The 12,745-nt window shown below is 38.2% G+C and carries 10 protein-coding genes; 6 read left to right on the top strand and 4 right to left on the bottom strand.

What is annotated here, in order from left to right:
- Both RQ907_RS04505 and RQ907_RS04500 read left to right on the top strand, forming a co-directional pair.
- Positions 1 to 1,624: PD-(D/E)XK nuclease family protein (locus RQ907_RS04505; protein WP_311492198.1), on the top strand; the 1,624-nt coding region annotated here is incomplete at its 5' end.
- Entirely contained in the window at positions 1,617 to 4,982 is a 3,366-nt protein-coding gene (locus RQ907_RS04500; protein WP_311492197.1) for a UvrD-helicase domain-containing protein, read from the top strand. The genes RQ907_RS04505 and RQ907_RS04500, both read left to right, overlap by 8 nt.
- 30 nt (positions 4,983 to 5,012) lie before the next feature.
- On the opposite strand, the gene ymfI is transcribed toward RQ907_RS04500, so the two are convergent.
- Complete coding sequence (ymfI, locus tag RQ907_RS04495) at positions 5,013 to 5,741, bottom strand: elongation factor P 5-aminopentanone reductase (RefSeq protein WP_311492196.1); 729 nt, start codon at positions 5,739 to 5,741, stop codon at positions 5,013 to 5,015.
- Positions 5,742 to 5,860: 119 nt separating this feature from the next.
- Here ymfI and RQ907_RS04490 point away from each other — a divergent pair, with 119 nt between their 5' ends.
- The gene (locus RQ907_RS04490) at positions 5,861 to 6,625 is read left to right on the top strand and encodes a nucleoside phosphorylase (RefSeq protein WP_311492195.1); all 765 of its coding nucleotides are present in this window, start codon (positions 5,861 to 5,863) and stop codon (positions 6,623 to 6,625) included.
- Positions 6,626 to 6,682: 57 nt separating this feature from the next.
- Here the strand turns inward: RQ907_RS04490 and RQ907_RS04485 are convergent, their stop codons facing one another.
- The 3 genes from RQ907_RS04485 to RQ907_RS04475 form a co-directional block, all read right to left on the bottom strand.
- Positions 6,683 to 7,222, bottom strand: coding sequence for an NAD(P)H-dependent oxidoreductase (locus RQ907_RS04485; RefSeq protein WP_311492194.1), 540 nt, complete (start codon positions 7,220 to 7,222; stop codon positions 6,683 to 6,685).
- Positions 7,223 to 7,355: 133 nt separating this feature from the next.
- Complete coding sequence (gltA, locus tag RQ907_RS04480) at positions 7,356 to 8,750, bottom strand: NADPH-dependent glutamate synthase (RefSeq protein ID WP_311492193.1); 1,395 nt, start codon at positions 8,748 to 8,750, stop codon at positions 7,356 to 7,358.
- On the bottom strand, positions 8,737 to 9,579 hold the full coding sequence (locus RQ907_RS04475; protein ID WP_311492192.1) for a sulfide/dihydroorotate dehydrogenase-like FAD/NAD-binding protein: 843 nt from the start codon (positions 9,577 to 9,579) through the stop codon (positions 8,737 to 8,739). The genes gltA and RQ907_RS04475 overlap by 14 nt, the downstream gene beginning before the upstream one ends.
- 140 nt (positions 9,580 to 9,719) lie before the next feature.
- Here RQ907_RS04475 and RQ907_RS04470 point away from each other — a divergent pair, with 140 nt between their 5' ends.
- The 3 genes from RQ907_RS04470 to RQ907_RS04460 form a co-directional block, all read left to right on the top strand.
- Positions 9,720 to 11,495 (top strand): ABC transporter ATP-binding protein, encoded by a 1,776-nt coding sequence (locus tag RQ907_RS04470; RefSeq protein WP_311492191.1) that lies wholly within the window; start codon positions 9,720 to 9,722, stop codon positions 11,493 to 11,495.
- 80 nt (positions 11,496 to 11,575) lie between these two features.
- On the top strand, positions 11,576 to 12,367 hold the full coding sequence (locus RQ907_RS04465) for a DnaJ domain-containing protein (RefSeq protein WP_311492190.1): 792 nt from the start codon (positions 11,576 to 11,578) through the stop codon (positions 12,365 to 12,367).
- Between the two features lie 8 nt (positions 12,368 to 12,375).
- A partial coding sequence (locus tag RQ907_RS04460) for a threonine/serine exporter family protein (protein WP_311492189.1) occupies positions 12,376 to 12,745 on the top strand: 370 nt, incomplete at its 3' end.

The following is a 12,745-nucleotide window of genomic DNA, read 5'->3' as shown; positions in this document are numbered from 1 at the left end:
GGATAGGGTTTCTTATAAAAAAATTAATTTCTTGCTAGGCATGGATGATGTGTATTTTCCAAGCCATGAGGCCAAAGATTACCTAATTAGCCCAGACGACGTGGAAGAACTTGAAAAAAACCACATCGACCTAAAGCTTTACGCTAAGGACCGTGACAGGGCAGAGCTTTTAAACCTTTACAAGATTATTTCAAGGAGCGAAAAATTAATTCTTTCCTACGCCTTGTCGGATAAGGAAGGCAAGGACTTAAACGAAAGTTTGGTCATCCGTGATATCAGAAAAATTTTCCCAAATCTTAAGAAAAATATTTTACTAGACCCAGGTGCAGAAGCGATTTTTGCTAGGGAAAGCCTTAAAAAATACACACTTGATGTCATAAATAAAGTAAAAAATAAGGAAAGGCTCACACAAAGAGATAAAGAAATTGCCACAGCCTTCATGGCATATTTAAGGGAAAATCCGGACGATTTAGAAAATGAAGAAACCTATGACAAGATAAAAAAAGGTCTATTTTACAATAATGACAAGGCGCCTCTTGCGACTAGTCTAAGACAAGAACTTTATAAAAAACACGCCTATTCGGTATCGGAAATCGAAACCTATTCGTCTTGCCCTTACAAACACTTTATCGCCTACGGTCTAAGTCCAGATGTGGAAAAAGATTTCGAAGTGGATGCCCTTGACATAGGCAATATTGTCCACAAGTCTTTTGAAGATTTGTCAAGGCTAATCAAGGACATGGACTTAGATGAAGTTGACTTTGGGGAAATCAACGCACTTTTGGATGCCAAATTCGAGGAAGGAATTGATGAAAACCTCGATTCCACCAGGAAGGATAGTCCTAAAAATAAGTACATCCTAAAAAATATTAACCAAGCAGCCAAGAGAAATACCAGACAGCTTGTTGACCAGCTAAGAAAAGGTGATTTCAAACTCGAATACTTTGAAGAATCCTTTGACAAGGGCGGATTTTTCGCTCCAGTATATGTGGATAAAGATACCTACCTAAGGGGGAGGATTGACAGGATTGACATGTTAGGAAATCTTGTGAGGGTAATTGATTACAAGACTGGTTCTAAGGCCTTTAACCTAGCTGCCATCCTAAATGGCAAGGATTTGCAACTTATAATTTACATGATTGCCGTAAGTGAAGACCCAAAAAATCTCGAACCAATCGGAGCTTTTTATATTTCCCTCAAGGATGAAATCGAAAGTTTTGGGGAATCCATAGCTGACGAGAAGAAACTTGCTGCAAGTCTGGATAAGAAATTTGCCCTAGATGGGATTTTACTTGATAAGGACGGCAAGGCTCTCACCCTCATGGACAGGGACTCAAATGGCAAGACTTCGCCAATTGTAAGGAATAGGAAGTCTTATAAAATAAGTGAGGACGATTTTAAAAACCTAAGTATTTTTATAAAAAATATGGTGAAAGATTTGATAAGGGACATAAGGGCTGGCAAAATCAACCTCTCGCCCCTTAGGGAGGATAAAAATTATTCGTCCTGTACCTATTGCGATTACAAGGGAATTTGCAAGTTTGACAAGACCATTGACAGCTTTAGGTTTAGGGAAATGGATAAAAATCTCACCATAAATGACTTGGAGGTTGAAAATGACTGAACTTAAGTTAACCGATGGTCAAAGGACTGCGATTTACGAAAGAGATAAAAATATAATAGTATCAGCAGCGGCAGGTTCTGGCAAGACCATGGTCCTAGTAAATAGGGTAATTTCAATGATGGTTGAGGAAGGAATTGACATTGACAAGATGATTATAGTTACCTTCACCAACAAGAGTGCCCAAGACATGAAGGATAAGATAAGAGAGGCTCTCGAAAAAAGAGCGGACGACTTTGACCCAGCCTTCATAAAAAGGCAATTTAAGCTCCTAAAGCTTGCCCAAATCAAGACCCTCCACTCTTTTTGCTCGGATATGCTAAGGGAAAATTTCTATTATTTAGAAAATCTCAGTCCAAATTTCAAGGTTATGCCCGATTCTACAGGAAAAATCTACATGGCAGATGCCATTGACGAGGTTTTTGATAGGGAATATGAAAAAATGGACGAAGACTTTGTCTATTTCTTGCAAAATTTTTCGGGGGAAAGGTCAGATTATAATGCCAAGCAAATCATTCTTTTGACCTACCAAAAAATTGTAGGCATGATTGATGGGTTAAATTGGCTAAAAGAAGCCAAGGATAAGGGAGAAAACCTAGATTATTTCAAAGACTTCATTAAAAATAAGTTTGATTTGATTTTAAAAACTATTGAAAATCTTGGTGCTAGGCTAAATCCTACCCTTCCAGCCTCGGCTGTAAACCTAATTGCAAGTGACTATGAAATGCTTGCTGAGATTAGAAATCAAATTGATGATTGGGATAGGTTTGGATTTGCCCTTGCCAATAAAAAGTACATGACCTTTGCCCAAAAAATTAAAACTGAAATTGACGATGAGGACCTGGTTAATGAAATAAGTGGGGCAAGGGATGCCTATAAGGCTGATGTAAAGGAAATCGAGGCTTTGATTGTAAATACAGATGCCAAGGCCCTTGAATTTATAAGGTCCAAGGAAGAAGTCCTTTTTAGGGAGCTTTACAAACTCACCAAGGACTTTAAGGAGACTTTTGATAAGAAAAAATCTGCCAAAGATTATCTAGATTTCAACGATTTGGAAGGCGAATTTATAAGGCTATTGGATAATGAAACTGCCAGGGAAAAATTAAAGACTAAGTATAAGTACATTTTCTTTGACGAATACCAGGACTCAAATGAAATCCAAAACTATATAGTAGATAAATTAAAATCTGAGAGAAACTTATTTTTTGTAGGCGACGTAAAGCAGTCAATTTACGGTTTTAGGAGGGCGAGGCCAGATTTATTTATAGAAAAACTCGACCTTTATGAAAAAGCAAAAGAATCGATGAGGATAAACCTCAATGAAAATTTCAGGACCGATAGGCTTATTCTTGATTTTAATAACTATATTTTTGACAGGCTCATGACCAAAGATGAAGCTGATATTGACTACAAAAAGGGTGGCCACAGGCTAAATTACGGCAAGGAAGAAAAGGACCTTTTGGAATCTGCGAGAGTTGGGGTCAAGGTTTTGGCCAAAGAAGTTAGGGAAGAAATTTATCTGGTAAACTTGATTAAGGATTTACTAAAAGAAGGCTACGAGTATAGGGATATAGCCATTCTCTTGAGAAATGGAACCGAGTCCTACAAGTACGAGGAGGCCTTCAAAAAGGCAGATATTCCTTATTTTAATGATATTTCCAAGGTTTCTACCCAGGCGAGTGAGGTTGGATTTTTTATAAATTTATTAAAATACCTGACAAATCCTAATGACGACCTGGTTTTACTTTCTGTTTTAAGGTCGGTAATTTTTGATATTGATGAGGATGATCTGGCGAAAATCAAGCTAAGTTCTGACTCCTACAAGTTTTACGAAGCCTTTAATGCCTATGACAAGGAAGATGAGCTTGGAGAAAAAATTAAAAAATTCAAAGCCTTAATCGAGGACCTAAAAGATAAGCTTGCTATTTTGAATTTATACGATTTCGCCACCTATCTTTTTGAAAAATCTGGTTTATATGACTTTCTTTTGGCAAGAGATTTGGCAGAAGATAGGATAAATAATGTTGAATCGGTAATTGACCTCATGGCTGACTATGATGCTTCAAACGACAATGGTCTTTACGGTTTTGTGAGCTTTTTTAATAATTTAGAGTCAACCAAGTCTGATTCCATCACTCCGACCCGTGACCTATCTGAGGGCGAAGACTTGGTAAGGATAATGACAGTCCACAAGTCCAAGGGCCTTGAATTTAAGATTGTGATTTTGGCAGGGGCTGACAAGGGCTTTAACAACAGGACAGACTCAATAATTTTTGATGAAAAAATAGGCATAGGCATAAATGTGGCTGACTATGAAAACAAGGTAAAAATCCCAAATATAAATAGGAAGCTAATTGTTGAAAAATCTAGGGAAGATGACAAGAAAGAAGAAATGAGAATCCTTTATGTGGCGCTCACCAGAGCAGAGGAAAGGCTCTATATTACGGGAAATTTTGACAAAAATTCTTCAGCTTTTGAAAAAGTTTATAAAAATGAATCCTACTTGAACCTAAATTCTCATTTGGAATGGATTTTGGCTATTCTTTCCTTTGATGGAATCACAAGTGAATTTTTTACAGGAAGCAAAAAAGAATCAGCCTTTGACAAGAGGATTTCCTTTGATTTTATAGAGGAGAGCCCAGATCTTTCTGTAAATCACGAGGAAAATCTCTATGATTTCCTAAATGAAAAGTCTGACCCAGAAGTCTATAAGGAAATAAAATCCAAGTTGGACTTTGCCTACCCTGGCAGGGACGACATAGTCAAGAGCCTTAAAAAATCAGTAACAGAGCTTGCCAAGGACTTTAATGCCGAAAGTGAAGGCTACGAAACCTTTGATGCAGAAGGCTTTAGTCGAAATATTTCCTTTAAAAAACCAAGTTTTCTGGAAGAAGAAAAAACCTACAGTCCAACCGAAAAGGGTAGCCTAATCCACAAAATCTTCCAAAAACTCCCAATGAAGGCCTACACAGAAAAAACTTTGGCTGATGAAATTGACAGGCTAATTGATAAAAAAATCTTTGATAAGACTGTAAAAGACCTAATCGAAGTGGATAAACTATTAGGTTTTTATGAAGATGATTTTATCAAGAAATTAATTTCTGAAAAAATCCCAAAAAGGTCTGAAGAATCCTTCCTCATGACCTATGATGGTTACTATGTGAATGGCCAGATAGACCTGATTTTTGAGGGAGAAGAGGAAATTATTTTGATTGACTTTAAGACGGACACCATAAAAAGGGAAGAAGCCTATAAGACCCAGCTTGCTATTTACAAAGAAGCTATAGAAGAAGCTTTAGGCAAGAAAGTAGGCAAGTCCCTAATTTATTGGTACAACTTCAAAGAATTTCAAGAAATGTAAAAAGAGCTAGGAAAAATTTTCCTAGCTTTTTTAATAAAATCCACCATTTATGTCAATTATTGATCCTGTTATATAAGAAGCCTCATCTGAAATCAAAAACTCAACGAGATTTGCTATTTCACTGGGGTTTGCAAGGCGACCCATGCCTATATCTTCAGTAATTAGGTCAAGCTCTCTTTTGCTGTAGTCTTCTTTCATCATATCGGTTAGGACAACGCCTGGGGCAATGGCATTGACCCTGATATTTGAAGGGGCAAGCTCCTTTGCCAAGGCCTTGGTAAAGCTATTAATACCACCCTTGCTCGCCGAATAAGCCACCTCAAGGGAAGCACCCTCGCTACCCCAAATTGAGGAAATATTTATAATTACACCAGATTTTTGACTTATCATTGGGCCTAGGGCTTTTTTTGAGGCGAGAAAAACCGAATTAAGGTTGGTTGCAATGATTTCCTGCCACTTATCAAAGGCCATATCTTGGATAAGACCGATATAAGATTTGCCTGCGTTATTGATTAAAATATCCACATGGCCAAAATTGTCTTCGACAGTTTTAAATAAGTAATCAACCTCATCTTCCTTTGATACATCAGCCTTAACTGCGATTACATTTGGATTTATTTCCCTAAGTTCAGCCAAGAGAGCCAGGGCAGGGTCCTCAGACTTATTATAATTTATTACGATTTTATAGGATTTGGCAAGTCTCCTAGCGATAGCCGCCCCAATTCCCCTAGAAGACCCAGTTATTAGTACAGTTTTCATATTAATTATTATAACACAAGTGTTATATAAAAAGTAAAAATTTTAGGTTTTACATTTATTGAGATTGAAAAAATTAGCAATATAGTAGTAAAAATTATTAAATGATAGGAAAGATTTGTATGCTACATAAAAATGAACTCCCTATATTAGAATTTGATGATTCTTATGAATCGGTACTTATGCCTGACCATGAAAAGCTAGGAATAAAGCTACCCCCAAAGTGTGTTTACGGATTTTTAGCAGACCACATTGACGACTACGCAAGGGAAAATAAGGCTAAAAAAATTGCAGAATTTGAGTCAGCTACAAAGGATTATCCGGTTTATCTCATAAATCACAAGGGATGTGAACTTTGCCTAATCCAAGCTCCAGTAGGATCAGCGCCAGCTGCCCAACTAATGGATTGGCTAATTACCTATGGGGTAAGGGAAATAATTTCCACTGGTACTTGTGGCTGTCTCATAGATATAGATGAGGGAACATTTTTGGTTCCAACAAAAGCTCTCAGGGATGAGGGAACTAGCTATCACTATGTAAAACCAGTCAGGTTTATAGACCTAAATCCTCTTGCAAAATCTGCTATTGAGGCTTTATTTAAGGAAAAGGGTCTAAAATACAAGGAAGTTGTAACTTGGACAACGGACGGTTTTTATCGAGAAACCAAAGACTTGGTAAAATATAGGGTGGAAGAAGGCTGTGAGGTAGTTGAAATGGAATGCTCGGCTTTGGCAGCTGTGGCTCAGATGAGAAATGTAGTATTTGGAGAGATTCTTTTTACGGCTGACACTCTGGCAGATGTTGAAAATTACGATGAGAGAAATTGGGCCAAAGATTCCTTTGCTTATGCTTTGGAATTAGCCATGGATGCGGTTTGCAAAATATAAAATTTATAAGTGAAGATTAAAATAGAGACTAAGATTTTTCTTAGTCTCTGTTTGCTTTTAGCCTATGATTTTTCCTGCAAAGTCTACAAAGCTATCGCAGGCATTTTGGATAAAGTCCCTGGTATCAGGTATTAGCTTGCCGTCCTTGTCAATGAGGTTGTTAATCCTTGCTAGGTAAATTTCTGGCTGGGCCATGGCTATGAGTCCAACGCAGGCGAAGGATTGTTTTAGGGCAAGGTTGGATGAGACACCACCCATAGAGCCTATAGTTGAGCTAAAGACTGCTGCTGGTTTACCCTTCCAAAGATTGCCTTCTTTTCCTCTTGAGGCTATATCTATGGCATTTTTTAGGACTGGGGCAAGGGACCTGTTATATTCTGGTGTTACAAAAATAAAAGCGTCACAAGATTTTACATCCTCCCTGAGCCTGGTATAGGCTGGGTGAATTTCCCCAAGGTCTAGGTCTTGGTTATAAAAAGGCATATCAGTAAGGTCTATAAAATAAGTTTTTTCCTTGATTAGAGAAGCTACTTCCTTTGCTAATTTTTTATTCCATGAATTTTTCCTAAGTGATCCTACTAAGATTCCAATTTTCATATATTCCTCCCTTATTTTTATAACTTATACCCAAAAAACTTCTATTAAAGCAAAAGTGCCAGGAAAATGGACTGCATCCTTAAGATAAATCAGAGTTTAAGTCTTAAGTTAGTTCAAAATCCTGGCAATTATTTTACTTATCGTTTTTATTTATTATATATTTATCAATGTTTGCTGCTGCTTTTTTGCCGGCTCCCATGGCTAGGATTACTGTGGCAGCGCCACTTACAGCGTCTCCTCCTGCAAAAATTCCGTCCTTGCTAGTCATGGTTGTATCATCTATTATAATTCCACCCCAAGATTCGGTTTTAATATCTGGGTTGGTGTGCTTGATTAGTGGGTTTGGTGATTGGCCGATTGAAACTATTACGGATTCAAATTCTACTTCTTCGTAAATTCCTGTGGCAACAGGTCTTCTTCTGCCAGAAGCATCTGGTTCGCCAAGTTCCATTTTTTCAACCTTTATAGCTTTGACCCAACCATTTTCGCCGATAATTTCTACCGGGTTGTGGAGGTTCATAAAATTAATGCCTTCTTCTATGGCGTGGTGGCTTTCTTCTGCCCTGGCTGGCATTTCCTCGAAGCTCCTACGATATACAACGGTCACATCAGCGCCTAGCCTTTTGGCAGATCTCGCTGCATCCATGGCAACATTTCCACCGCCTACTACACAGACCTTCTTGCCAACGTGGACTGGTGTGTCATATTCAGGAAACTTGTAGGCTTTCATGAGGTTCATACGGGTTAAAAATTCGTTGGCAGAATAAACTCCATTTAGGTTTTCACCAGGAATTCCCAAAAATTTTGGAAGGCCAGCACCGGATGCGATGTAGATTGCCTCATAGCCTCTTTCATAGAGGTCTTCAAGTGAAAGAGTCCTGCCAACTATGGTGTTGGTTTGAAGTTTTACACCAAGTCCTATTACGTTTTTAAGCTCTGTATTTACGAGTTTTTTTGGAAGCCTAAACTCAGGTATCCCATACATCAAAACCCCACCTGCTGTGTGAAAGGCATCAAAAAGTGTAACCTTGTAGCCGAGTTTGGCTAAATCTGCGGCAGCAGTTAGACCAGATGGCCCAGCCCCAACAACAGCTACCTTTTCTTTATTGGCATAAACTTCAACTGGTTTTTTGTATTTTTTATTGTTATGATAGTCTGCTACAAATCTCTCTAGCCTGCCTATACCAACAGGTTCGCCTTTTTTACCCCTGGTACAAACGCCCTCGCATTGGTTTTCTTGTGGACAAACCCTGCCACAAATAGCTGGAAGGTTGTTGGTTTCTGCGATTTTTTCGTAGGATGCATCAAGGTCGCCGTCCACAATAAATTGGATAAATTCAGGGATTTTAACAGAAACAGGGCAACCAGAAACACAAGGTTGGTTCTTGCAATGAACACATCTTTTAGCTTCTTCCATAGCCATTTCTAGGGTGTAGCCTGTGGCAACTTCCTCAAAATTTTTATTTCTCACATTAGGGTCTTGTTCAGGCATCTTAACTTTTTCTTGACTCATATTAAATTTTGCCATTTCTTACCTCCCCAGTTAGGTTACAAATGTGTTCTCTTTCCTCTGTTGCGTAGTTTCTTGACCTGTTCATAGCTTCATCGAAGTCGATTAAAAATCCGTCAAAGTCAGGCCCGTCAACGCAGGCAAATTTCATTTCGCCACCAACAGTAAGCCTGCAACATCCACACATGCCTGTGCCATCAACCATGATTGAGTTCATTGACACAGTTGTTGGTATATCGTACGCTTTGGTAATATTAACGACATTTTTCATCATAATGGCAGGGCCAATTGTGAGAACGTGGTCGTATTCTTTTCCTTCCTTAATCAAATCTTCGAGGACTTGGGTTACAAAACCCTGTCTACCATAGGATCCGTCATCGGTTGTTATGTATAAATTATCTGAACAAGCCTTAAGTTCATCTTCTAAAATGATTATGTCTTTATTTTTAAAACCCATGATGACATCGACTTTGGCTCCGATTTGGTGGAGGTATTTGGCTTGTGGAAAGGCTATAGCAGTTCCTAGGCCACCACCTATAACGCAGACATTTTTGCCCTTTAAATCATCTAATTCAGTAGGTTTGCCGAGAGGGCCAACAAAGTCCAAAAATCCATCCCCAGCCTTTAACTTATTCATTCTCATAGTTGTGCCACCAACAACTTGGACAATAATTGTAACATTTTCTCCATCAGTGCCTGAAATGGTAAAAGGCACTCTTTCACCCTTTTCATCAAGCCTTAGGATAATAAATTGGCCTGGCAGAGCTTTTTTTGCAATGTCTTTGGCCTTAACAACAAACTTGATGGTGGTATCGTTCAAATTTGTTTTTTCGATTATTCTTGCCATAAGTCCTCCTTTAGACAAAGATTTCTTTCTATAATTATAACATACTTCAAAATAATAAATAAGGGCAAATTTAAAATGGGGTGAAATATTAATTATAAACAGTATTATAGACTACTAAGAGATTTAAAGAAGGGAGTAATATGGAAAAAAATAAGAGAAAATATACTAATAAGTACCTAATGAAAAGGTTCGTGCCTTACTATGGACCCTACAAAAAGGTATTGACCTTAGATTTACTATCAGCAGCCTTTACAACAATTTCAGAGCTAATCCTGCCACTTCTGCTATCATACCTAACAGATTGGGCACAAATAGGCATCCTTGATCTGCCAAGGATAGGAAAGGTAGCTATAATCTACGCCATAACCAAGGCAATTTCAGTCATAGCCAAGTATTTTATGCAGTCTATGGGTCACATCATGGGAGCCCTAATTGAAAGGGACATGAGAAAGGACGTCTTTAATCACCTCATGGAAATGGATACGGAATTTTTTAACGAATCCAAAGTCGGCCAACTAATGACCAGGCTTACCTCAGATTTGTTTGAAATTACAGAATTTTCCCACCACGTCCCAGAAGAATTCCTAGTAGGAGCAATCAAGCTAATAGTATCCTTTGTGGTACTTTTGACAATCAACTGGAAATTATCCCTAGTAATTTATATCCTAATCCCACTGATGTATGTGGTTTCAAGACAGTCTAGGGCAAAATTTAGGAGGGCTACCAAAAATTCTAAAAAACAAATCGGGGAAATAAATGCAGGCGTGGAAGACACCCTACTCGGCATCAGCGTTGTAAAATCTTTTGCTAATGAAGCTATAGAAAAATCCAAATTTGCCAAGGAAAACGACAAATTTGCCGACATAAAGGCAGACCAATACTACAACATGGCAAAATATTTCATGGTTAAAGACACATTTTCTGGCCTCATGTATTTAGTCCTAATCCTAATCGGTGGATTTTTGGTAATTCAAAAAGAAATCACACCAGGTGACCTAATCGCCTTTACCATGTACCTAAATATGTTAGTCGCAACCATAGAAAGGCTGATAAACTTCACTGACACCTACGAAAGAGGCACCACAGGCATCGAGAGATTTATTGAAATCATGAGCCTAGATAGGGATATATTTGACAAGGAAAACCCTGAAACCCTCACAAATGTCAAGGGCAAGATAGAATTTGATAAGGTTTCATTCAAATATCCAAATACACCAGTCGGCGAAGCCTACGTCCTAAAAGATATGTCATTTAAGATAAATGTTGGCGAAAACATAGCTCTAGTTGGCCCATCAGGAGCTGGCAAAACCACTATTTCTAAACTAATCCCAAGATTTTACGATGTAAATGAAGGTGAAATCAGGATAGACAATACCAACATCAAGGACCTATCCATTGAATCTTTAAGAAATAATATAGGAATCGTTCAACAAGATGTTTACCTATTTTCAGGCACAGTAAGGGCAAATATAGCCTACGGCAAGGAAGATGCGACAGAAGAAGAAATCAAAGAAGCAGCTAGACTTGCAGGAGCAGATGAATTTATAAAAGACCTGCCAGATGGGCTTGACACCTACATTGGAGAAAGAGGAGTGAAATTATCCGGAGGACAAAAGCAAAGAATCTCAATAGCCAGAGTCTTCCTCAAAGACCCACCAATCCTAATTCTAGACGAGGCAACCAGCGCCCTAGACAACAAGAGCGAAGCCATAGTCCAAGCCTCTTTAGAAAAATTATCTAAAGGCAGGACAACTCTAACCATAGCCCACAGATTATCAACCATCATAAATGCCGATGAAATCATAGTCCTAACCTACGATGGCATAGCTGAAAGAGGCAACCACCAAGACCTCCTAGCCAAAAAAGGCGTCTACTACAACCTATACAATTCAAACAACACAGACCTATTCGGCTAAAAAGAACAGTCCCCGGGGTCTGTTTTTTGTTGGTAAAATTATCTAAAGATGTATAATATAATGGACAGAAAGGACTTTTTATGAAAAAACTACTTGGCAAGGCCCTCCATGGTCTTGCAAGCCTAATAGGAATGATTTTTACAATTCTAATTAATTTTATGAATATACTAGTGATGACCTTTGAGGGAATTAGGAGTCTCTTGGCCCTTGTTTTTATGGTGGGCTGTTCGACTTTTATTTTCCTTCCAACTCTTTTGTTGTTTTTGCCGGCTAAAATTTGGTATGCCATTTTCGTAATTCTTGTAATACCAATTCTTGGTCCTAAGTTTATTTCTATTTTGAGGTACGGAAATTATGTCCTTACAGAATGGATGTACGATAGGGCAAATTACTTGATTACAGGCCAGAGGGTTGGTTTTGAAAATATTTCAGATTATTCTGAAAAATACAGGCTTGACCAAGAAAGAGAAAGGCAAAGACAGGCTGAAGAAGAGGCTAGAGCTCGTCAAGAGCAGATGTACACTTACTTTGAAGACCTCTTTGGTAATTTCACTTTTTATGATGCTAGAGATTTCAACCAGGGAAATTTTGGTGGTTTTGATGGCACTTATAATAATGGAAATTATGGGGGTTTTGCTGGTGTTAATGATCTTGGTTTTAAGGAAAAATATGAAAAAGCTGCCGGAAAGCTAGGTGTGCCTGTAAATACAGATATTTACGAGGTGAAGTTAGCCTATAGGAAGCTTGCTAAAAAATACCACCCAGACTTAAATAAGGAGCCGGGTGCTAAGGAGAAATTCCAAGAAATTAACGATGCCTATGAGTTTTTGTCTGAAGCGAATATCAAAAAGTACAAAAATGATTATTTATAGGGTAGACCATGCATGATTTAATTTTAGATGAAAGATCAGCCGTTTTATTATCTGAAGTCGCCTCAAATGCGGGTGCGATTATGCTTGAAAATGGGGCAGAGATATATAGGGTTGAGGATACAGTTGAAAGAATAATTAGGAGTAAGACTAACGCTAAGGATGTCGATGTTTACTCTACCTTTAATGTAATTATCCTCTCTTTTACCTACGATAATGAGGTACATACCAATGTTAGGAGGGTGAAAAATAGGTCGAATAAACTCTTTTATGTTGACAAGGTTAACCAGTTTTCGAGGGACTTTTGTGCAGGCAAGCTAAGCCTTGAAGAGGCTTTAATCGCTCTTGAAGAAATTAAGCAAGATAAGGGCAGACCACTTT

Origin of the sequence: uncultured Anaerococcus sp. (assembly GCF_963510575.1) — a bacterium.
Classification (GTDB): domain Bacteria; phylum Bacillota; class Clostridia; order Tissierellales; family Peptoniphilaceae; genus Anaerococcus.
This window is presented reverse-complemented; position numbering and strand designations above follow the sequence as displayed.